The organism is Pseudomonas sp. GL_103 (assembly GCF_057835175.1).
This window is the reverse complement of record NZ_CM174420.1, coordinates 3,311,303-3,330,863: the sequence shown is the minus strand read 5'-3', so window position 1 is coordinate 3,330,863 and position 19,561 is coordinate 3,311,303. Positions and strand designations below refer to the sequence as shown.

Here is a 19,561-nt window from a genome sequence, read left to right as displayed (position 1 = left end):
GACGCACAGCGACTCTCGACGGCCCCGGCTTGCCTTAAAAAAACAATAACAACAGGAAATCCAAGCATGACTCACCTTCACTGCGGCATGTTCAGATCCAGTGGCAGTACCCTTTCATTTGCCCGGCGTGGAGGGTTTGTGAAATGAGCCCGTTAATCCTGATGATTACCGCCGGGGCAGGCATCGCGCTGTTGTTGTTCCTGGTGCTCAAGTACAAGTTCCAGCCCTTCGTGGCCTTGATGCTGGTGAGCATTCTGGTGGCGCTGGTGGCCGGGGTGAAACCGGCCGATCTGGTTGCCACCATTGAAGGCGGCATGGGCAAGACCCTGGGTCATATCGCAATCATCATTGCCCTGGGCGCGATGATCGGGCGGATCATCGAGCTTTCCGGCGGTGCCGAGGCGCTGGCCAAGACGCTGATCACCCGTTTCGGCAACCGGCGTACGCCCCTGGCGTTGACGATTGCCGGCTTCATGGTCGGGGTGCCGGTATTCTTCGAGGTCGGCGTGATCATCCTCATGCCGCTGGCCTATGGCATTGCCCGGCGTGCGCGCAAGCCGCTGTTGGTGTTTGCGTTGCCGATGTGTGCTGCGTTGTTGACCGTACACGCCTTTCTGCCGCCACACCCGGGCGCAGTGGCCGCTGCCAGCCAATTGGGCGCGGACCTGGGCCGCGTGCTGATGTTCGGGTTGCCGATCACCGCGTTCCTTTGCTATGTCGGCTACCGCGTGGCCGGGCGCATGACCCGTCGGGCGTACCCGATGACCGACGATATTCGTGCCGAGGTCTATGGCCCGCATGTCACCAACGAGGATCTGGCTGCCTGGTCCAATGGCAACGACATAAGCGCTGAGCGAGCGGCTGAAGCCGTATCCCACATGGGCCTGGAAGAGTCGACCAGCAGCATCGTTTCCAAATTGCCGCCGGCACCGGCACCAGGGTTTGGCCTGATCGTCAGCCTGATCCTGCTGCCGATCATTCTGATTCTTCTGGGGACTCTGTCTACCTCGTTGCTGCCTGCCGAATCGACTCTGCGCGGCATCATGACCGTGCTCGGTGCGCCGCTGGTAGCACTGCTGATCGACACCTTGCTGTGTGCCTGGTTGCTGGGTTCGCGTCGGGGCTGGAGCCGCACTCAGGTATCAGACGTGATCGGTTCGGCCTTGCCTGGTGTCGCAATGGTGATCCTGATTGCCGGTGCCGGTGGCGTGTTCGGCAAGGTGCTGGTGGATACCGGAATCGGCGCCGTGGTCTCCGATATGCTGCGCACCACCGGTCTGCCGGTGCTGGCCCTGGGCTTTCTGCTGACCATGCTGTTGCGCGCGGTGCAGGGCTCGACCACGGTGGCGCTGGTGACCACTGCCGGCATCATCAGCCCGCTGATTGCGACCCTCGATCTCACCCCGAACCACATGGCCCTGCTGTGTCTGGCCATGGGCGGTGGCGGGTTGGCCATGTCCCATATCAATGACGCCGGTTACTGGATCTTCACCAAGCTGTCAGGCCTGAACGTGGCCGACGGTCTGCGCACCTGGACGGTGATGACCACCTTGCTCGGCACCTTGGGTTTCTGTATTACCCTGCTGATCTGGCCCTTTGTCTAACCCTTTATCTCAGGAGCTACCATGCCTCGTTTTGCAGCCAACCTCAGCATGCTCTACCCGGAACATGAGTTTCTGGATCGCTTCGCCGCCGCTGCCGCTGACGGCTTCGAAGCGGTGGAGTATCTGTTTCCCTACGACTACAGCGCTGAAGAACTCAAGCAACGCTTGAGCGACAACGGCCTGGTGCAGGCACTGTTCAACGCGCCGCCCGGTGATTGGGCTGCGGGGGAGCGGGGCACGGTGTCGTTGCCGGGCCGGGAGAGTGAATTTCGTAGCGGTTTTGATCGTGCCCTGGATTACGCCAGCGTATTGGGCAACTCACGCATCCATGTGATGGCCGGGTTGTTGCCGTCGGAAAGCGATCGCCCGCGGCATCACGGCGTGTACCTGGAGAACCTCGCCTACGCCACCGCCCAGGCGGCCAAGGCGGGCGTCACCGTATTGCTCGAACCGATCAATACGCGAGACATGCCAGGCTTTTTCCTCAACCGCCAGGATCAGGCCCAGGCTATCTGCAAGGAAGTGGGCGCCAGCAATCTGAAGGTTCAGTTTGACTGCTACCACTGCCAAATCGTCGAGGGCGACCTGGCGACTAAACTGCGTCGCGACTTCGATGGTATCGGCCATATCCAGATCGCGGGCGTGCCGGATCGGCATGAACCGGACTTGGGGGAAGTCAATTATCCCTATCTGTTCGAGCTGATCGACCAATTGGGTTATGACGGCTGGGTAGGGTGTGAATATCGGCCGCGAGGCAATACGTCTGCCGGCTTGAAGTGGTTGCGCGACTGGAAAGCGCGGGCGCTATAGAGGAGGGTGGCGATGGGCTCCACGATGCAGGAGCCCGTCGTTTCATGCCGGTGTATTGTCAGCCGGCAACAATAGCTCGACACCCTGCTTGCGGATGCCATCGGCCGCCGCAGGGGTCAATGCGTCGTCACTGAGAATGATGTCGAACTGCTCGAGTCCGGCAATCCTGTACATGCTGAACGTGCCGTATTTCGAACTGCTGGCCACCAGCACCACTTGCGAAGCCGATTGCATCGCGGCTTGCTTGACCTCCACCTTCAGCGCCGAAGGCGTGGTGAGGCCGCGACGCAAATCCCATGAACTGGTCGATATGAACGCGATGTCGGTGACGACCTGACGCAAGGTGGCAACCGCCAGGCCGCCCACGCAGGATTGATTGGAGTGATCCAGCTGCCCGCCGGTATGAATCACCGTGACATGGGGGGCTTCGATCAGTGCCTGGACAATGCCGAAGTCATTGGTCACCACGGTCATGCCGGACAGCGCCTTGATATAGGGGACGATTTCCAGCGTGCTGGTTCCCGCGTCCAGGTAAATCGTCATGTCGGCATGCAGTAGCCGGGCAGCGAGCCTGGCCATGGCCTGCTTCTGCGGCAACTCGACCACCGCCTTGATCTGATGGCTGGGCTCACTGTGCAGCTGGCTGGCGATCCGCACCCCACCCGTTACCGAGTAAGCACGACCTTCCTGCTCCAGCAACGCGATGTCGCGGCGTATGGTCATGTGCGAGCAGTCGAACATTTCCATCAATTGATGAACGCTCAGCACCTGATGCTTGCGCAACTGTCGCAGCATCAATTCACGGCGCTGTTCAGGGATCATCGGTGCGCCGCTTTCGGCGGCGATGTCCTTTTGACTAGGCATTCGGGCTCCAGAATGAAGAAATCCGCAGACAGGAAAGGCGGGTAAACATAGTAGCGAATCTGCCGCCGGATCAGTAGCGCGACGAGGCACCGGGGCGGTTTCATGCTCCGGGCGCAGCTGCCGGAAAATTTCGACACGCTGCTTCAAAAGGGGCTTTACTGGAATAAGTCGTGCGGATTATCGAGGGCTGCATGTTCTCGGCAGCCAGTACTGGCTGGATGCCGAGTGCAAAACTACACCCGTCGAGGTTGAGGAGCAGTCCTTGCCCATGTCCCGGTTCCTCTGCGCCATGCTGTTCGCGCTGCTGCTCGTTGGCTGCGCGACCACGCGTTTGCCCCACGACTTCAGCGAGGCGATACCCGCCGGCGATTCGGCTTTCGGGCGCTCGATCCAGGCTCAGGCCGCCGCGTATGAGGGGCGCTCGGGTTTTCGCTTGCTGCCCAACAGCAGTGAAGCATTCCGGGCGCGCGCCGAGTTGATCCGCAATGCGCAAAAATCCGTCGATCTGCAGTACTACATCGTGCATAACGGTCTCAGCACCCGGGCACTGGTGCGCGAAATGTTGCTGGCTGCCGATCGCGGCGTCCGGATACGCATCTTGCTCGATGACACGGCCAGCGACGGCCAGGAAGAAGTCATCGCTACCCTGGCCGTACACCCGAACATCCATATCCGTGTGTTCAACCCTTTGCATCTGGGGCGCAGCACCGTGGTCACCCGAACCATGGGCCGTCTGCTTGATCTTTCCCAACAACACCGACGCATGCACAACAAACTGTGGCTGGCCGACAACAGCGCAGCCATCGTCGGCGGACGCAACCTGGGGGATGAATATTTCGACGCCAAGCCGGATCTGAACTTCACCGACATGGACCTGCTGTGCATCGGCCCGGTCGCCGAGCAGTTGGGGCACAGTTTCGATCAGTACTGGAACAGCGCCTTGAGCCAGCCGATCAGTGACTTCCTGCTCAACAAGCCGACAGCACAAGACTTGCTCGAGAGCCGTCAACGCCTTGAGCAATCGCTCCAGGCCTCACGTATCGAGAGCAAGGTGTTGTACAACCATCTCATGACCTACCAGACTCAACCGCAGTTCGAGACCTGGCGCAATCAGCTGATCTGGGCCCATAACAAGGCAATGTGGGACGCTCCGAGCAAGGTCCTGGCCGACGGCGAACCGGCCCGCGCGTTACTGATGGCCACGCAGTTGCGGCCTGAACTCGATGGCGTCAATAACGAGCTGATCATGATCTCAGCCTATTTCGTCCCGCAAAAGCCGGGGATGGACTATCTCCTGGGTCGTGCCGATGCCGGCGTTGATGTGCGTCTGCTGACCAACTCACTGGAAGCCACCGATGTGCCGGCGGTGCATGGCGGCTATGCACCGTATCGCAAGACTCTGCTCGAACATGGGGTGAAACTCTATGAGCTGCGGCGCCAGCCGGACGATCCCGGCCGCAGTTCTTCGTTTGGTTTCAGTGGTGGCTCGGACTCCAGCCTACACACCAAGGCCATGATCCTGGACAAGCAGAAAGTGTTCATCGGCTCATTCAATTTCGACCCGCGTTCAGTGTTCTGGAACACTGAAGTCGGAGTGCTGGTCGATAGTCCCGAACTGGCCGGCCAAGTGCGGCAGTTGGCGCTTGAGGGCATGGCGCCGGCCATGAGTTACCAGGCCCGACTGGAAAACGGCGAAGTCGTCTGGCTCACCGAGGACGACGATCGCCTGCATATCTTGCGCAAGGAGCCCGGCGGCACATGGCGCAGTTTCAAAGCATGGCTCAGCGACAAGATCGGCCTGGAGAAAATGCTCTAGATCGAAACCCGGAATAGCCCCTCTGGTCTCACGCCAACGTGTGAGCATTCAATCAGAGAGCGGGGTTTGCGTCAGGTCGCTGTGCAATAGGGACTTACAAAGAAGCCTCTCGATAAGGGTGACGCGGTCAAGCTGGATGTCTTCTGACGTTTTTGCTTGCACCTGGATGAATCAGGCTCCTTGCAGTAAACGGAGGGTACCTATGCCCTTATTTTTGAGGGTAATGAATGAAACAAGGACAAGTTTTGCTGTTGGCTTTGTTGTTTATGTTTTTGACCGGTTGCACGACTACGCCACCAAAAGATCAAGGCAATCTCTGCAGTATCTACCGTGAGTATCCCGACTGGTATGAGGACTCGCTGCAAATGCAGAGCGAATATGGGACCCCTCTGCATGTGGCCATGGCGATCATGAAGCAGGAAAGCAGCTACGTGGCGGACGCATTGCCGCCTCGTGACTACCTGCTCTGGGTGATCCCCTGGGGGCGAGTCAGTTCGGCCTACGGTTATGCGCAGGCTCAAGACCCGGTGTGGGGTGAGTACCGGGACAATACGGGCAACGGCGGTTCGCGTGACAGCTTCGACGACGCGATCATGTTTATCGGTTGGTACACCACTGGCACCCAGCGACAGCTCGGAATCTCCAAATGGGACACCTACAATCAGTATCTGGCTTATCACGAGGGGCGAGGGGGCTTCAGCCGCGATACCTATCGCAGTAAACCGTGGTTGATGCAGGTTGCCCAGAAAGTGCAAAAGCAGTCAGAGATTTACAGCGCCCAGCTCAAGCAGTGTCGCCAGGAACTGGATGATGATCGTAGCGGGTGGTTCTAGCGCGGTGTTATCGAAGATCAAGGGCTTGCAAGCGGAAGAGGATGCAAGCCCTTGTTTGTTTCTGTTCCATTATTTCTATCTTGAAAGTGGTTGCCTGATGCTTTTCAGGGCGCTGGGTCTGCCTTGCGGCGATCGCTGCCGGCCGGATTGCCAATATCGATCAGCCTTCTTTCCAGCAGTACGTTTTCCAATGCCTGGCGGTCTGACGGGTTCATCTGATGTTCTCGCTCCTTGAGTTCCAACAGGATCGGGGTCGACCACTGGCGGTAGGTTTGTTCAGCACTACGATTGAGTGACATGGGTTCCTCCTTAATCAGGCTCCTGCCAATAAAGGCGCCGCACTTCGATACGCCAAAAACCCTAGTCGACGAAGCGGGTTCCCGCCACTGCTTTACGTCGGACTGCCATTGCCCCAGATGCCCGTAGCGGCAGTGCGTTGTACGTAGTCGCCAAAGTCGCGCGCCGGGCGTCCCAGTGCCCGCTGTACGCCATCGGCCACGGGTGTGTTGCGACCGTCCAGTACGGTCGTGAAGAGATACAACACCAGATCGATCAACGCCGGGGGAAGTTGTTCCTGTTCCATTGCCTGTCGATAGGCGTCCGGCGGTACGGCCACGAATTCGATGTTGCGACCGGTGGAGCGGGCAATCTCGGTCACGGCTTGAGCAAAGGTCAACGCCCGAGGGCCGGTCAGTTCATAGAGCTGGCCGGTGTGCCTGGGTTGAGTCAGTGCAGCGACGGCACACTCGGCGATGTCTTCTGCATCGACAAAGGGCTCGGCGACCTGGCCGACGGGGAGTGCAAGTTCACCTTGCAGAATGGGTTCAAGAAAGTGTGCCTCGCTGAAGTTCTGGCAGAACCAACTGGCCCGCAGAATCGTCCAGTCAATCCCGCTGTCCTGTACGACGCGTTCGGCCTGTTCCGCTTCAACTTCGCCACGCCCGGATAACAAGACCAGTTTGCGGACGCCGCTTTTCACCGCCAGGTCGGTGAACGCCTGGATGGTTTCAAGGGCGCCCGGAACGGCGAGATCCGGTTGAAAGGAAATGTAGACGCAATGAACGCCATCGATCACGGCGTCCCAGGTTGATCGATCCTCCCAGTCGAAGGGTGAATTGGCGTCGCGGGAACCCCGGCGAACGGGCAGGCCGGCCGCTTCGAGCCGTTGTGTGATGCGCCGTCCGGTTTTGCCGGTGGCGCCGAGGACCAGCGTGATTGGTTGGGCAGCTTTCATCGCGTTCATCTCCATCGGTTAATGTGAGTGATGCTCATGTTTAAAAGATGATAGATACTCATGTTTTGCCGTCAACCCATCAGATCGAATTCCCCGACGTGTGGCATCTGCTGTTGGGCGTAGGGAGTGGCGATGCTAAGGTGAGTACATGTCACGTTTTTGATCGGGAATTCACTCGTGCGCAAAAAAACCTCTGAAACCCTCGAACAGCCTGCTGCAGAAGCGGTTCGACGCAATCCCACGCAACAGCGCAGCCGCGATCGTCAGGAGCGGATTCTGGCCATGGCCACTCAATTGATCGCGGGCAAGGGCAGCGACCAACTCAAGATGAGTGAAATCGCCGAGCGCTCCGGGATTTCGATCGGTTCCCTTTATCAGTATTTCCCCGACAAGAGTTCCGTGATCCGTACGCTGGCCGAGCGCTACAACGCGGAGAGCCGTCGTTGCATTGCAGAGGCAATGGAGGCCGTCGAGGATGCCCGGAGTTTGCAGGCCGCCTATTCGCAGTTGCTCGATCTGTATTACGAGATCGTGATGGCGACACCGGTGATGCGTGACATCTGGTCCGGCATGCAGGCCGACAAGCAGCTGTTGCAGCTGGAACTGGAGGAGAGTCGGGTTGCCGGAGCGCTGCTGTCCCAGGCCATGCTTCGCGTGTATCCCGATTGCGACAAACAACAGGTCGAGGAGTCCGCGTTTTTGATCTGGCACCTGGGCGAGGCGACCATGCGCCTGGCGGTTACTTGTGCGCCAGAGGAAGGGCGCGCACTGGTCGAGGCGTTCAAACGCATGTCCCTGCGCGAGGTCATGGAGCCGGCGCGCAAGGGCGTCGACAAGTAACGTCTCCTTCGTGACATGTGACTGGTTGACTTCACGTAAGCGGTGACGTTCGATTGGTTTTGCGCAACAAAAAATCCCGACGCCAGGCCGGGTTGAGAGAAGGGATGGAAATCCAGCAGGCAGCCAAAGGTTCGGAGACGTCAGTGTCACCGATCATGCTGCCCGAATCGGGCCTGTCCTCGCACCGCGAATCCGTGACGGATCATCTGAACCGAGGCAGAGGCCGGTCGACAGGCTGGAGAGACGACAGCGTGTGCCGGATCAGCGGCGTGTCCTTTTCGATGTCGTTCAGGCGATCACGAATTCTGAGGGCGGTGGGGTGCCCGCCTTGATGATCGACCCAGTCGGCGATTTCCTTGCAGGCTGCGGCCAGGCGCGCCTGACGGGAGTCCAGCAAGGTGAGCAGGGTGGTGATGGACTCTTTTTCGGACATGGGAGGCACCTCCGTTCAAGAAACCTGGTGTGGCAGCAAAAAGCCCGCCGGGAGCGAGCTTTCTGCCGAAAGGGTTACTGGTCCTTCAGCCTTTTCAGTATAGACCCGTTAAAAAATGCTGACACTTCTCAACTTTGTCGGGCTGTCACTTGTGATTTCGCGTTCAACTGACGGCAAACACGCACGGCGTCTTCTTCAATATCGTAGCCATCTCCGATGAAGCCTTGGGTGCGGGTATCGGCGATGCGGTACCAGACCTCGGCATCCGGTGGCAGGTGGTCATATTCACCCTCGCGGCGGCCATGAATGATGATCTTGTTGCAACGCTTCACGACGAAAATGTCTTCCATGGCGTCTCCGCAGCGGATTCGGGTTCAGTTCAACTATAGAAGCCATTGCTGATCGTGCAAAAAATAGGCAGGTCAATTCGTCGGTTCAGGCGCTGACCTCTGTCCGGTGCAGTAGGGCCTTCGGATCTACGCCAGCACCGCGACCGCTTTTATTTGCGCCCAGAGTTGCTGGCCAGGATGGACGTTCAGTTGATCACGGGAATAACGCGTGATCCGCGCCAGCAGCGGCGTGCCCGCAGCGTCCAGGCGAATCAGTACGTGGGCGGCGTTGTCGGCGTTCATTTCACTGACCACGGTGACCGGCAGGCGATTGAGAATGCTGCTATGCCCGACATTGTCCAGGCTCAGGCTCACATCCCGGGCCTGGACCTTGCAGCGCAGTGCCTGGCCCACGTCCATTGGCGTATGCGGCACACGAATGTCGAGGGCGGTGTCGGGCAGTTGCAGGCTGAGCAATTGATAGCCGGCGTCATAGGCGCTGACGCGACCTTCGATCACCACCCCGGCGTCATCCCCCATTGCCAGCGGCAAGTCGAGGCGTGCCAGGGTCTGGCCGATCGGGCCGCTGGCCAGTGCCTTGCCGTTGCTGAGCAACACGATATGGTCGGCCAGCCGCGCGACCTCATCCTGGGAGTGGCTGACGTACAGCACCGGGATGTCGAGTTCATCGTGCAGGCGCTGCAAGTAGGGAAGAATTTCACTTTTGCGTTGGGCATCCAGCGCCGCCAGGGGCTCATCCATCAACAGCAGTTTCGGGCTGGTGAGCAAGGCGCGGGCGATGCCGACACGCTGCCGCTCACCGCCCGAAAGGTGTTGTGGGTGCCGGTCCAGCAAATGGCCGATGCCCAGCAACTCGGTGGCGTGGGCCATGTCGACCCGACGCTGCGGCTTGGGAATGCGCTTGAGGCCGAATTCCAGATTGGCCAGCACCGACAGATGCGGAAACAGGCTGGCTTCCTGGAACACGTAGCCCAGTGCGCGTTTGTGCGGCGCGACGAAGATCCGGTTGTCGCTGTCTTGCCAGACTTCATCGTTGACCTGGATATAGCCTTGATCGGCCCGTTCCAGGCCGGCGATGCAGCGCAGGCAAGTGGTCTTGCCCGAGCCGGAGTGGCCGTAAAGCGCCGTGACGCCACGGCCCGGCAGTTGCAGATCGACGTCCAGGGCGAAGCCCGAATAACGCAGGTTCAGACGCATTTGAATCATCGATCAGCTCCAACCCGCTTTGGTTTTACGGCTGGAATACAGCGCCAGCAAGACGACAAACGAGAACACCAGCATCGCCCCGGCCAGCCAGTGGGCCTGGGCATATTCCATGGCTTCGACGTGATCGTAGATCTGCACCGAGACCACGCGGGTCTTCTCAGGGATGTTGCCGCCGATCATCAACACTACGCCGAACTCGCCAACGGTGTGGGCGAAGCCGAGAATGGCCGCGGTAATGAAGCCGGGGCGGGCCAAGGGCAGGGTCACGCTGAAAAAGGTGTCCCAGGGATTGGCCCGCAAGGTCGCGGCCACTTCGAGCGGGCGCGTGCCAATCGCGGAAAAAGCGTTTTGCAGCGGCTGGACCACGAACGGCATCGAATACAACACCGAACCGATGACCAGCCCCGCAAAGCTGAACGTGAGGGTGCCAAGGCCGAGTGACTGGGTGAGCTGGCCCAGGAACCCGTGAGGGCCGAGCGCCAGCAACAGATAGAAACCAATCACCGTCGGTGGCAGCACTAGGGGCAGGGCGACTATCGCCCCGACCGGGCCGCGCAACCAGGAGCGGGTGCGCGACAGCCATAGCGCAATCGGAGTGCCGACAATCAGCAGGATGACGGTCGTCAGGGACGCCAGTTTCAGGGTCAGCCAGATGGCGGAAAAATCGGCACTCGATAGCGACATTTAGACTTCGTAACCGTAGGACTTGATGACAGCTGCCGCTTTCGGCCCCTTGAGGTAGTCAACCAGTGCCTTGGCGGCCGGGTTGTCCTTGCCCTTGTTGAGAATCACCGCGTCTTGCTTGATCGGGTCGTGCAGGCTGGCGGGAACGATCCAGGCCGAACCACTGGTGATCTTGCCGTCCTTGTAGATCTGCGACAGGGCGACAAAACCCAGCTCGGCGTTGCCGGTGGAGACGAACTGATAGGCCTGGGTGATGTTCTGGCCTTCAACGATCTTGTCCTTGACCTTGTCGGTCAGGCCTTCTTTTGCCAACACCTGGGTCGCCGCCAGGCCATAAGGCGCGGCTTTCGGGTTGGCGATGGACAGGTGCTGGTAGGCGTTCTTTTTCAGTACATCGCCCTTGGCATCGACGTAGCCTTCCTTGGCCGACCACAGCGCCAGGGTACCGACCGCGTAGGTGAAGCGCGAACCCTTGACGGCGTCGCCTTCGGCTTCGAGTTTTTTCGGGGTGCTGTCGTCTGCCGAGAGGAACACTTCGAACGGCGCACCGTTTTTGATCTGGGTGTAGAACTGGCCGGTGGCACCAAAGGAGGTGACCAGTTTATGCCCGGTGTCTTTCTCGAAATCAGCGGCGATGGCCTGGATGGGCGCGGTGAAGTTGGCGGCGACAGCGACCTGGACTTCGTCCGCCTGGGCTGAACCGAAGGCGAATACGGCGAGAAGGCTCGCCAGGCAGGTCGGGGCAAAACGTGAGGCACGAATGGTCATGAAACGGCTCCGTTAAAGGCAATTGAGGCAGGGGTAAATCGTTATGTACATAAATATATAGCGAATTGCCTTTGAACGGAATGTGTCGCCGTGAAATTGTATACAATTTTAACGAAACTGATGCTCAGGAGCGACCTAGCAGCCTCGCTAATCCTTCTTCAGCCAGTTTTCGAGTCAGTGCCTCGCTGGTCAAATCGACGCCGAGGGTAAATGCCTGACCGGCCCAGAGGTTGCTGAAGTCCGCTTCACCTTTGGCCCGCAACGGCATCAGCGCGCCACCGGCAAGGGGGAAGGCCGGGGCCTTGGCGCTCATGGGGCCCAGTTCACGCATCACCCGATTGAGGATGCCCCGGGCCGGGCGACCGGTGAACACGTTGGTGACGGCCGTCTCGCTTTCCCTGGCGGTGCGCAAGGCTTTGTGATGGGACGGGCTGACCTTGGCCTCTGGGGTGAACAGGTACGCCGTACCCACCTGCACCGCCGAAGCACCGAGCATGAAGGCCGCGGCGACGCCTCGGGCGTCAGCGATGCCGCCGGCGGCAATCACCGGCACTTTCACCGCATCGACGACTTGGGGCACCAGGGCGAAAGTCCCCACCTGACTGCTCAGGTCATCGCTGAGAAACATCCCGCGATGGCCCCCGGCCTCGTAGCCCATGGCAATGACTGCATCGCAGCCATGCTGCTCAAGCCACACGGCTTCTGCGACGGTGGTGGCCGAGGACAGCACCTTCGCACCAGTGGCCTTGACCCGGTCGAGCAAGGATTTTTCGGGCAGGCCAAAATGAAAGCTCACCACTTCAGGGCGAAACGCTTCGACCACTTCGCAGGCGGCGTTATCGAACGGCGCCCGGTTGGACACCGGTGTTGGCGCATCGAAGTCGATGCCGAGCTCCTGGTAGTAGGATTGCAGCAGGTTTTTCCAGTCCTGTGCGCGTTGCTCATCCGGAGCTGGAGGCTGATGACAGAAGAAGTTGACGTTGATCGGGCGCCGGGTGTGTTGGCGGATGGTTTTGAGCTCTTCGCGCAGTTGATCCGTGCTGAGCATCGCCGCTGGCATCGAGCCGAGCCCGCCGGCATTGCAGGTGGCAATCACCATGGACGAGTTTGTGGCACCGGCCATCGGCCCTTGAATGATCGGCAGTTCGATCCCGAGCAGGTCAAGAATGCGGGTATCTGGCCATTGGTTCATGTGCTGTGTTCTCCGACGTTGGATCCGGGCAGGGACGGTAGAACAGGATTTGTAACGCAACGACTGGCGCAAGGCCAGTCGTCTTTTCAGCGGGTAAGGCTTTAGCGTCGGTGGAAGCCGCCACCCCCGAAGGAGTGATTCATGAACCGGGACGAGTCGTGATAACTGTTGAAGCGATCATTACCGAAGGAGCGCGCATCGTATTCCCGGTTGAGATTCTGGACCTGTGCCGTGTTGGCCGAATCGAGACGGGTTGCACCGCCCTGGACCATCGATTGCCAGCCGCTATCGGTCCTCTTGTAAACGTTGCCATCATGGCCGGCGTACACGTTGTCGCCGACATGCGCCACGCCGCCGTTGCGATCATGGATACCACCGTACTGGGTGGTGTTGCCGGTAGTGGGGTTGTAGACGGCCCCGCGATTGGCGGAGACCTGAGTGCCGGTGCGGCCATTGCCGGCCGTCACGTGCTGGCCGGCAATGGCCCCGCCGTCAGGGCCGACGGCCACACCGCTGCGGCCAGCGGCATAGTTGCCGTTGTAGACGTTATGTACCGCGCCACGCTGGCCTGCCGCGGCAATGCCAGTGCGCGAGTTGTAGGAGGCGCCAACCTGGCCTGCCCAGCGATTGCCGGTCCAGGCGTTGTAACCGCCGCCGTAGCGGCTGACCGAAGCGCGGTCGCCCCATTGGCGGTAAATGTTGCCGGTCGTGCCGGCCCAGCCACCGGGGCCCCAGGCGACCGCGCCGCCATGATAGCCGTAAGCGGCACCGCCCCAAGGCATTGGCGCGGGGTACAGATGCGGCCCCCAGGCGTAACCCCAGCCGTAATTGCCCCACCACGGATAGGCGCCCCAGCCCCAACCCACGGCGACCGTGCTGCCGCCCCAACTCCAGCCGAAACCGAAGCCGAAGGTCCAGCCTGTCCAGGGGGTGTAGCGAATCGCCACGCCAAAGCCATAGGTCACTGGCGGGCCGTACCAGACACTGCCCACCCACGGCGTATAGGGATAACCGGTGCCATACACCACCACACCGCTGTCAGGGTCCAGCGTCGAACCCTGGTACCCCGGCGTGTAACCGACGACAACCGTATCGCCACTGGCTTCGTAGACTTTCACATAAGTGACGTAGTGCATCGGTGAACTGGGGGGAATCGAATAGATCACCGCGGGCACTGAAGAGGCGACCGTCCAGGGGCCTTGCACCGAAGTGGCAACGAACCAGATACCGTTCTCCACCGCATACAAGCTTTGTGCATCGACCATGATGATCGGCATCGGGCTGTTGACCACGTATTGCAGGGGCGTGCCTTTGATGGCCTTGAGTTGCGGCTCGCCATCAAAGGTCGGCTTGCTCATTTTCACCTGGCTTTTCTTGATCGCCGAGGTCTGCGGAATGGTCGCTGCAATCGCCGCTTCCTTGGCCTGGGGCGTGCCGGCCACCGAGGCTTTTACGTTTTCCTTGGGGCTGTCATCGGAAATGTTGGCGAAGTCCGCTGGCAACTTGTCTGCGCCGACAAAGGTCCAGGGGCCTTTCATGTCACCGGCGCGGAACCAGCGCCCCGAGATCAGCACGTAGCTGTCCTGGTCACCGATTTCCTTGAAAATATGCCCGGTGGTGTTGGTCACATACAGCAGCTTGGTGTTCTGGATCGGCTGCCATTGTGGCGCGCCGTCAGTGACGATCAGCTCGGTCGGTACCGTGGCGATATAAATCTGCGGAATCGGCGGCTTGGCCAGCGTCGGTATCTTGTCCTTTGGATCGCTCTGACCTGTCAGCAGGTCAACCTGGCGACCCTGGATCGCGGCCTTCTTGGCTTTCTCCAGATCGGCCGAAGGCGAGGGCAGTGGCGCATACTGCCCGCCCAGGTTGTCCGCCACCATCCAGCCATCGAACACGTGCAGGTAATTTTTGCCCTGTGCATCCTTGAGCAGCAACGGCCGGGTGTTGATCACCCGCTGCAGTGAGGTGCCGTCAACGGGGCGATAGGCAGGCTCGCCATCGATGTACACCAGCAGCGCGGGCACCTCGGACGAAATAATGGTCGGCGGGGTATTTTCCAGCGGCTCGCTGCCGGACTTTTGCTCGGCGGCGATGACGCCGAGCGCGGCTTCGAGTTGGTCCAGGGAAATGGTTTTCGTGCGGTTCTCGGCGTCTTGCTTTACCGCTGCGACCCAGCTGTCAGCCTTGGTGGCGCTGTCAGGGAAATCGGCATTGGTGATGGTGTACTGATCGAGCGCCACCCAGCGGGTGGCCTTGTCGACCAGGGTATGGGCGCTGAACTGCACGATGCCGTAGGTGGATTTGCCATCGGTGTCCGTGGCCTCCACGGCAGCCCGCGCATTCAGGGTGTAACCGTCCCAACTGTCCAGTTGTGGCTGGTAGATGGTCAATTTGGTGTCGCCGGCAGCCAGCACCTGTGGCCAGCTGGGGGAGGTGGTCGCCTGATTTTCGGGAGGTTGGGCGGGTGGCTCTGGTGTGGCCTGGACGCCGCTGAGCGGAATCATGCAGAGCATCAGTAAAACGGTGAGTAAACGCAGTTGAGGCATTGTCAGCTCCATCGACAAGACAGTTTGTTGCGGCACTTCAGGGTTGCGAAAAGCATAGCTGCCGTTAATCAAAACGCCCGGCGGTTTGCCTGATTGGCTTAAAGTCGGGTACGGCAATCCATTGCCATGTGTTATTTGAAATGCTCCACCACCCGACTGATTCCATTGAGAGGCCGTAATGTTCAAAGGCATTTTGATCGACAAAGACGACAGCGGTTACCGGGCCACACTGCAAGAGATCCAGGACGATCAGCTACCCGAGGGCGATGTCACGGTGCGTGTTGCCTACAGCACGCTGAACTTCAAGGATGGCCTGGCGATTACCGGCAGCAGTCCGGTGGTGCGCAAATTCCCGATGGTGCCGGGCATCGACCTGGCCGGTGTCGTCGAAGTCAGCGGGCATCCGGACTATAAGGTCGGTGACGCAGTCCTGCTCAATGGCTGGGGCGTGGGTGAAGGGCATTGGGGTGGTCTGGCACAGAAGGCACGTTTGAACGGTGACTGGCTGATCCCGCTGCCGAAGGCATTCACTGCCGCCCAGGCGATGGCCATCGGTACGGCGGGCTACACGGCCATGCTGTGCATCCTGGCGCTGGAGCACAACGGCGTGACGCCCGGGCAGGGCGAAGTTCTGGTGACCGGCGCCAACGGTGGCGTCGGCAGTTTCGCCATCGCCTTGCTGAGCAGGCTCGGCTACCGAGTGGTCGCGTCCACCGGACGGACCTCGGAGCACGACTACCTGAAGCAACTGGGCGCCAGCGAAATCATCGATCGCGCCACCTTGTCCGAGCCGGGCAAGCCGTTGGCCAAGGAGCGCTGGGCGGCCGTCATCGACTCGGTCGGCAGCCACACCCTGGCCAACGCGTGCGCCGGCACCAAGGCCAATGGCACCGTCGCGGCCTGCGGTCTGGCCCAGGGCATGGACTTTCCGGCATCCGTTGCGCCGTTCATCTTGCGCGGCGTGACCCTGGCCGGCATCAACAGCGTGACCCAGCCCAAAGCCAAGCGGGTGGAAGCCTGGAATCGCCTGGCCAAGGATCTGGACTTCACCCTGTTGCCGTTGATCAGTCACGAAATCGGCTTGAGCGAAGCCATCGAAGCTGCGCCACGCTTGCTGGCCGGGCAGTTGCGTGGGCGCGTGGTGGTGGATGTGAATCGCTGATCACTGCGACTCGCGCTCCAGCAACTGCCGTTTGCGCTCGACACCCCAGCGATAGCCCGACAGATTGCCATCGCTGCGCACCACGCGATGGCAAGGGATCGCAACGGCCAGGCTGTTCGCAGCGCAGGCCTGAGCCACGGCGCGAACGGCTTTTGGTTGACCGATACGCTGGGCGACATCGGCGTAGCTGGCAGTGCTGCCCACGGGAATCTCCCGCAGCGCTTGCCAGACACGCTCCTGAAACGCCGTGCCGCGTACGTCCAGCGGCAAGTCAAGGCCAATGGCCGGTGCCTCGATAAAGCCGACGACCCTGGCAATCAATTGCTCGAATTCATGATCGGCACCTATCAGGTTGGCGCGGCGGAATTTGTCTTGCAGATCGCACACCAGTTGATGCGGATCATCCCCCAGCAGGATCGCGCAGACCCCGCGTTCGCTCTGCGCCACCAGAATCGCTCCCAGCGAACACTGGCCGACGGCAAAACGAATGTCGTTGTTTTGACCGGCGGCTCGGTAGTCCCCGGGTTTCATTCCGAGCAACTGGTCTGCCGCTTCATAGAACCGGCTGTTGGAGTTGAAGCCGGCGTCATACAGGGCATCGGTCACCGAGCCGCCGTCCGCCAGTCGCTCGCGTACCTTGCGTGAACGATGGGCATCGGCGTAGCCCTTGGGCGTCAGGCCGGTGACGGCTTTGAACACGCGATGGAAGTGGAAGCTGCTCAGGCCCGCAGCCTCGGCCAATTCGCCCAGGGCGGGCAGTGTTTGCGCGCTTTCGATCTGGCGGCACGCGGCGGCCACGGTGGCGGCATGTTGCGCGGCGAGTTCGCTCTGATCCTTCGTCGCGCGCTTGCTCGGACGATAACCCGCGGCACGGGCCTGTTCGGCGCTATCGAAGAATTCGACATTCTGTGGCTTGGGCAAGCGCGCGAGGCTGCTGGGATTGCAGTAGATGCCTGTGGTCTTCACGGCATAGACAAACTGCCCGTCAGCCTTGGGATCGCGGGCGACCACGGCGGCCCAGCGCGGATCGTTTTCGATGGTGATCTTGGTCGATTGGGTTGTCATGGCGTCACGTCCATTGAGGGGTTGCCTGCACATTAACCATGGGGCAATTCCCACACACTCCGGCGCTTGCGGTCAAATTCGAAGTCTTTATCCGGCGGTACGGAAGGTGAAGTTGATGCGTTGCTCGCCCAGTTTCGGATGATGGCCGTCCTTGATCGGCAGCACACCGTGATAACGCAGGCGATCCACGCCACCCCAGACCACGATGTCGCCATGGAGCAGGGGAATGCGCTGAGTTTTGTCGCTGCGTGCAAAGCCGCCGAACAGAAACATCGCCGGCAAACCCAGAGACACCGAAACGATGGGGGCTGCGTAGGAATGTTCGTCCTTGTCCTGATGCAATGACATTTTTGCCCCGGGGATGTATCGATTGATCAGGCAGGAGTCCGGTGCAAAATCGGCGAAACCCGCTGCCTGTGCCGCCGCTTGCGCCAATAGAAAAAACACTTCGGGCATCATGGGCCAGGGCTTGCCTGTTTGTGGATCGTCGCGGGTGTACCGATAACCGCTGCGGTCAGTGGTCCAGCCGAATGTGCCACAACTGCTCAGGGCAACCGACATGGTGAAACCGCCGGGTGTGACCATCTGCCGAAACGGTGCGGCCGCCAGCACTTCTTCCAGGGCAGGCAGCAAACGCTCAAGCCAGGGCAGGGCGAAGCCTCTCAGTACGTAGGACTGTTCACCAATCTGCTCGCGCCTGGGCTGTTGCTCGGGTTCAGTGTCGGCAAACAGATCGAAAGTCAGCGGGTTCATGGGCTCATGACGCATCGTGAAAGATGATTCCAAGGGTATGCCGTTTGCCGCTGTGCAGGCGACTCACGCCGTGTCGCAGGCTCACGCGGTAGTAACCGCGAGTCCCTTTGACCGGCCGTTGGTTGACCGCAAAGATCACCCCGTCACCTTGCTTCAGGCCGATGACCATCGGGCGTGACTGCATGCGCGGGCGCTGTTCAGTCAGGACAAACTCACCGCCGGTGAAGTCTTGATCCGGGTCTGACAGCAGAATCGCCACTTGCAGCGGGAAAACGTGCTCACCGTATAGATCCTGATGCAAACAGTTGTAGTCCTGCGGACCATATTGCAGCAACAAGGGTGTCGGACGGTTCTGACCAGCGGCATGGCAGCGATCGAGGAAGGCTGGAAGGGTTTCAGGAAAACGCACCGGCAAGCCCATCTGCTCATGCCAGCGATTGGCGATGGGCACCAGTCGTGGGTAGAGCGCGCTGCGCAAGCGGGCCACCAGTTCCGGCAGCGGGTAGCTGAAGTACTTGTACTCGCCTCGGCCGAACCCATGGCGAGCCATCACCACGTGGGAGCGAAACAGTTCGGTTCGAGGGTACAAGGCGCTGACCTGCCCGCAAGCCTTGTGGCTCAGCAATGACGGGATGACGGCGTAACCGTCCTGATCAAGTTGCTGCTCCAGCCGGGGCCAGTCCAGCCTGTCCAGATATTGCTCGCTCATTGCCGGGCCTCTTGTTGTTGAGGTGGCCAGTCTGCAAGGCAAGGATGAAGCTGGCACTCCGCTGCTTGCGGTCGAACTGCGAGCGGGAGCCGACGTCCATTGTCGCTCCGGATCGTGTTACAGCGCTTTGCTGACGCTGATTTCGCTGATGACGTCGTCCTGCCCATGAATGGCATCCAGCGCCGCCCTGGCTTCTTCCGGGGTGCCGTTTTCAAGCTGGGCAAACTCGAAGCGGCGCTCACCGTTGAGTTTGTATTTGATGACGTACTTGGTCGTTTGGGCCACGGTTGTATCTGCCTGTCTTGTGTTTCGGGTTCGCTGATCAGCTCAGTTTCGTGCTGGAACGGCGAATGATTTTGATCGAGTGCGTCAGGGTGGGTTTGCGCGTCACGCTGATAGCCCGGCGGTTGACGGTGTCGATCGTGATGTTCCAGAAGCCGGTGCTAGGGGCCGTGATGCGGGCCGGAAACGTGTCGAATGCACCGCCGTGATAGGTGTGACGGCCGCCATTCTTGAAGCTGCGGAAGTTGGCGTCGTTCATCAAGCGGATGTTGCACATTTGGGAGCATTGAATGACGACGATGTCGTCTTCATTGAGGTGCTCGCGCTGATGGATAAATTTCATGGGGCGCCTCCAGAAGGGCTTTTTCTACAAAATCAAAACGATAGCATGGGCGATTGGCGCAGTT

General features: G+C 60.2%; 21 protein-coding genes. 6 read left to right on the top strand and 15 right to left on the bottom strand.

The window, feature by feature from the left end; all coding sequences use genetic code 11:
• Window positions 1-143: 143 nt before the first annotated feature.
• Window positions 144-1,604: a GntT/GntP/DsdX family permease gene (locus AC3IP0_RS15045; protein ID WP_150723846.1), complete on the top strand. Its 1,461-nt coding sequence runs from the start codon at window positions 144-146 to the stop codon at window positions 1,602-1,604.
• 21 nt (window positions 1,605-1,625) lie between these two features.
• Entirely contained in the window at window positions 1,626-2,414 is a 789-nt protein-coding gene (gene otnI, locus AC3IP0_RS15040) for a 2-oxo-tetronate isomerase (RefSeq protein WP_489325130.1), read from the top strand.
• 42 nt (window positions 2,415-2,456) lie between these two features.
• Here otnI and AC3IP0_RS15035 read toward each other — a convergent pair whose 3' ends face one another.
• A complete protein-coding gene (locus tag AC3IP0_RS15035) occupies window positions 2,457-3,278 on the bottom strand; it encodes a DeoR/GlpR family DNA-binding transcription regulator (protein WP_046038425.1) in 822 nt (273 codons plus the stop codon).
• A 268-nt stretch (window positions 3,279-3,546) separates the two neighbouring features.
• Here AC3IP0_RS15035 and AC3IP0_RS15030 point away from each other — a divergent pair, with 268 nt between their 5' ends.
• Together AC3IP0_RS15030 and AC3IP0_RS15025 are read left to right on the top strand one after the other, a co-directional pair.
• A complete protein-coding gene (locus AC3IP0_RS15030; protein WP_489315949.1) occupies window positions 3,547-5,094 on the top strand; it encodes a phospholipase D-like domain-containing protein in 1,548 nt (515 codons plus the stop codon).
• 227 nt (window positions 5,095-5,321) lie between these two features.
• The gene (locus tag AC3IP0_RS15025; protein ID WP_489315947.1) at window positions 5,322-5,927 is read left to right on the top strand and encodes a transglycosylase SLT domain-containing protein; all 606 of its coding nucleotides are present in this window, start codon (window positions 5,322-5,324) and stop codon (window positions 5,925-5,927) included.
• Between the two features lie 104 nt (window positions 5,928-6,031).
• Here AC3IP0_RS15025 and AC3IP0_RS15020 read toward each other — a convergent pair whose 3' ends face one another.
• Window positions 6,032-6,226, bottom strand: coding sequence for a hypothetical protein (locus AC3IP0_RS15020; protein WP_489315946.1), 195 nt, complete (start codon window positions 6,224-6,226; stop codon window positions 6,032-6,034).
• A gap of 92 nt (window positions 6,227-6,318) precedes the next feature.
• Window positions 6,319-7,161, bottom strand: a complete 843-nt coding sequence (locus AC3IP0_RS15015; RefSeq protein WP_489325129.1) for an NmrA family NAD(P)-binding protein — start codon at window positions 7,159-7,161, stop codon at window positions 6,319-6,321.
• A 177-nt stretch (window positions 7,162-7,338) separates the two neighbouring features.
• Between AC3IP0_RS15015 and AC3IP0_RS15010 the strand changes: the two genes are divergently transcribed.
• The gene (locus AC3IP0_RS15010; RefSeq protein ID WP_489315944.1) at window positions 7,339-8,001 is read left to right on the top strand and encodes a TetR/AcrR family transcriptional regulator; all 663 of its coding nucleotides are present in this window, start codon (window positions 7,339-7,341) and stop codon (window positions 7,999-8,001) included.
• A 202-nt stretch (window positions 8,002-8,203) separates the two neighbouring features.
• On the opposite strand, the gene AC3IP0_RS15005 is transcribed toward AC3IP0_RS15010, so the two are convergent.
• The 7 genes from AC3IP0_RS15005 to AC3IP0_RS14975 all read right to left on the bottom strand — a co-directional run bounded on the left by AC3IP0_RS15005 (window position 8,204) and on the right by AC3IP0_RS14975 (window position 15,183).
• Window positions 8,204-8,434, bottom strand: a complete 231-nt coding sequence (locus AC3IP0_RS15005; protein ID WP_007975977.1) for a hypothetical protein — start codon at window positions 8,432-8,434, stop codon at window positions 8,204-8,206.
• Window positions 8,435-8,562: 128 nt separating this feature from the next.
• Window positions 8,563-8,784: a hypothetical protein gene (locus tag AC3IP0_RS15000; RefSeq protein WP_489315943.1), complete on the bottom strand. Its 222-nt coding sequence runs from the start codon at window positions 8,782-8,784 to the stop codon at window positions 8,563-8,565.
• A gap of 126 nt (window positions 8,785-8,910) precedes the next feature.
• Window positions 8,911-9,990 carry a molybdenum ABC transporter ATP-binding protein gene (modC, locus tag AC3IP0_RS14995; protein ID WP_489315942.1) on the bottom strand — a complete coding sequence of 360 codons (1,080 nt, stop codon included), beginning with the start codon at window positions 9,988-9,990 and terminating at the stop codon, window positions 8,911-8,913.
• Between the two features lie 3 nt (window positions 9,991-9,993).
• Window positions 9,994-10,674, bottom strand: coding sequence for a molybdate ABC transporter permease subunit (modB, locus tag AC3IP0_RS14990; RefSeq protein ID WP_046038408.1), 681 nt, complete (start codon window positions 10,672-10,674; stop codon window positions 9,994-9,996).
• The gene (gene modA, locus AC3IP0_RS14985) at window positions 10,675-11,442 is read right to left on the bottom strand and encodes a molybdate ABC transporter substrate-binding protein (protein WP_489325128.1); all 768 of its coding nucleotides are present in this window, start codon (window positions 11,440-11,442) and stop codon (window positions 10,675-10,677) included.
• Window positions 11,443-11,566: 124 nt separating this feature from the next.
• A complete protein-coding gene (locus tag AC3IP0_RS14980) occupies window positions 11,567-12,634 on the bottom strand; it encodes an NAD(P)H-dependent flavin oxidoreductase (protein ID WP_489325127.1) in 1,068 nt (355 codons plus the stop codon).
• 101 nt (window positions 12,635-12,735) lie between these two features.
• Window positions 12,736-15,183 (bottom strand): autotransporter, encoded by a 2,448-nt coding sequence (locus AC3IP0_RS14975; RefSeq protein WP_489315938.1) that lies wholly within the window; start codon window positions 15,181-15,183, stop codon window positions 12,736-12,738.
• 178 nt (window positions 15,184-15,361) lie between these two features.
• Here AC3IP0_RS14975 and acuI point away from each other — a divergent pair, with 178 nt between their 5' ends.
• The gene (gene acuI, locus AC3IP0_RS14970; protein WP_489315937.1) at window positions 15,362-16,345 is read left to right on the top strand and encodes an acrylyl-CoA reductase (NADPH); all 984 of its coding nucleotides are present in this window, start codon (window positions 15,362-15,364) and stop codon (window positions 16,343-16,345) included.
• Here acuI and ada read toward each other — a convergent pair whose 3' ends face one another.
• From ada to AC3IP0_RS14945, 5 genes are all read right to left on the bottom strand, one after another.
• Window positions 16,346-17,410: a bifunctional DNA-binding transcriptional regulator/O6-methylguanine-DNA methyltransferase Ada gene (ada, locus tag AC3IP0_RS14965; protein ID WP_489325126.1), complete on the bottom strand. Its 1,065-nt coding sequence runs from the start codon at window positions 17,408-17,410 to the stop codon at window positions 16,346-16,348.
• Between the two features lie 87 nt (window positions 17,411-17,497).
• Window positions 17,498-18,178 carry a DNA oxidative demethylase AlkB gene (gene alkB / locus AC3IP0_RS14960; RefSeq protein ID WP_489325124.1) on the bottom strand — a complete coding sequence of 227 codons (681 nt, stop codon included), beginning with the start codon at window positions 18,176-18,178 and terminating at the stop codon, window positions 17,498-17,500.
• Entirely contained in the window at window positions 18,168-18,872 is a 705-nt protein-coding gene (locus AC3IP0_RS14955) for a 2OG-Fe(II) oxygenase (RefSeq protein ID WP_489325123.1), read from the bottom strand. The genes alkB and AC3IP0_RS14955 overlap by 11 nt, the downstream gene beginning before the upstream one ends.
• Before the next feature lie 117 nt (window positions 18,873-18,989).
• Window positions 18,990-19,157 (bottom strand): hypothetical protein, encoded by a 168-nt coding sequence (locus AC3IP0_RS14950; RefSeq protein ID WP_008053023.1) that lies wholly within the window; start codon window positions 19,155-19,157, stop codon window positions 18,990-18,992.
• Window positions 19,158-19,194: 37 nt separating this feature from the next.
• On the bottom strand, window positions 19,195-19,497 hold the full coding sequence (locus AC3IP0_RS14945) for a DUF1883 domain-containing protein (protein WP_007912251.1): 303 nt from the start codon (window positions 19,495-19,497) through the stop codon (window positions 19,195-19,197).
• Between the last annotated feature and the right edge of the window lie 64 nt (window positions 19,498-19,561).

What these genes read in the sequence shown, in the direction of transcription:
- AC3IP0_RS15045 (WP_150723846.1), top strand. Translation starts at nt 144, where the DNA reads ATGAGCCCGTTAATCCTGATGATTACCGCCGGGGCAGGCATCGCGCTG.
- otnI (WP_489325130.1), top strand. Translation starts at nt 1,626, where the DNA reads ATGCCTCGTTTTGCAGCCAACCTCAGCATGCTCTACCCGGAACATGAG.
- AC3IP0_RS15035 (WP_046038425.1), bottom strand. Translation starts at nt 3,278, where the DNA reads ATGCCTAGTCAAAAGGACATCGCCGCCGAAAGCGGCGCACCGATGATC.
- AC3IP0_RS15030 (WP_489315949.1), top strand. Translation starts at nt 3,547, where the DNA reads ATGTCCCGGTTCCTCTGCGCCATGCTGTTCGCGCTGCTGCTCGTTGGC.
- AC3IP0_RS15025 (WP_489315947.1), top strand. Translation starts at nt 5,322, where the DNA reads ATGAAACAAGGACAAGTTTTGCTGTTGGCTTTGTTGTTTATGTTTTTG.
- AC3IP0_RS15020 (WP_489315946.1), bottom strand. Translation starts at nt 6,226, where the DNA reads ATGTCACTCAATCGTAGTGCTGAACAAACCTACCGCCAGTGGTCGACC.
- AC3IP0_RS15015 (WP_489325129.1), bottom strand. Translation starts at nt 7,161, where the DNA reads ATGAAAGCTGCCCAACCAATCACGCTGGTCCTCGGCGCCACCGGCAAA.
- AC3IP0_RS15005 (WP_007975977.1), bottom strand. Translation starts at nt 8,434, where the DNA reads ATGTCCGAAAAAGAGTCCATCACCACCCTGCTCACCTTGCTGGACTCC.
- AC3IP0_RS15000 (WP_489315943.1), bottom strand. Translation starts at nt 8,784, where the DNA reads ATGGAAGACATTTTCGTCGTGAAGCGTTGCAACAAGATCATCATTCAT.
- modC (WP_489315942.1), bottom strand. Translation starts at nt 9,990, where the DNA reads ATGATTCAAATGCGTCTGAACCTGCGTTATTCGGGCTTCGCCCTGGAC.
- modB (WP_046038408.1), bottom strand. Translation starts at nt 10,674, where the DNA reads ATGTCGCTATCGAGTGCCGATTTTTCCGCCATCTGGCTGACCCTGAAA.
- modA (WP_489325128.1), bottom strand. Translation starts at nt 11,442, where the DNA reads ATGACCATTCGTGCCTCACGTTTTGCCCCGACCTGCCTGGCGAGCCTT.
- AC3IP0_RS14980 (WP_489325127.1), bottom strand. Translation starts at nt 12,634, where the DNA reads ATGAACCAATGGCCAGATACCCGCATTCTTGACCTGCTCGGGATCGAA.
- AC3IP0_RS14975 (WP_489315938.1), bottom strand. Translation starts at nt 15,183, where the DNA reads ATGCCTCAACTGCGTTTACTCACCGTTTTACTGATGCTCTGCATGATT.
- acuI (WP_489315937.1), top strand. Translation starts at nt 15,362, where the DNA reads ATGTTCAAAGGCATTTTGATCGACAAAGACGACAGCGGTTACCGGGCC.
- ada (WP_489325126.1), bottom strand. Translation starts at nt 17,410, where the DNA reads ATGACAACCCAATCGACCAAGATCACCATCGAAAACGATCCGCGCTGG.
- alkB (WP_489325124.1), bottom strand. Translation starts at nt 18,178, where the DNA reads ATGCGTCATGAGCCCATGAACCCGCTGACTTTCGATCTGTTTGCCGAC.
- AC3IP0_RS14955 (WP_489325123.1), bottom strand. Translation starts at nt 18,872, where the DNA reads ATGAGCGAGCAATATCTGGACAGGCTGGACTGGCCCCGGCTGGAGCAG.
- AC3IP0_RS14945 (WP_007912251.1), bottom strand. Translation starts at nt 19,497, where the DNA reads ATGAAATTTATCCATCAGCGCGAGCACCTCAATGAAGACGACATCGTC.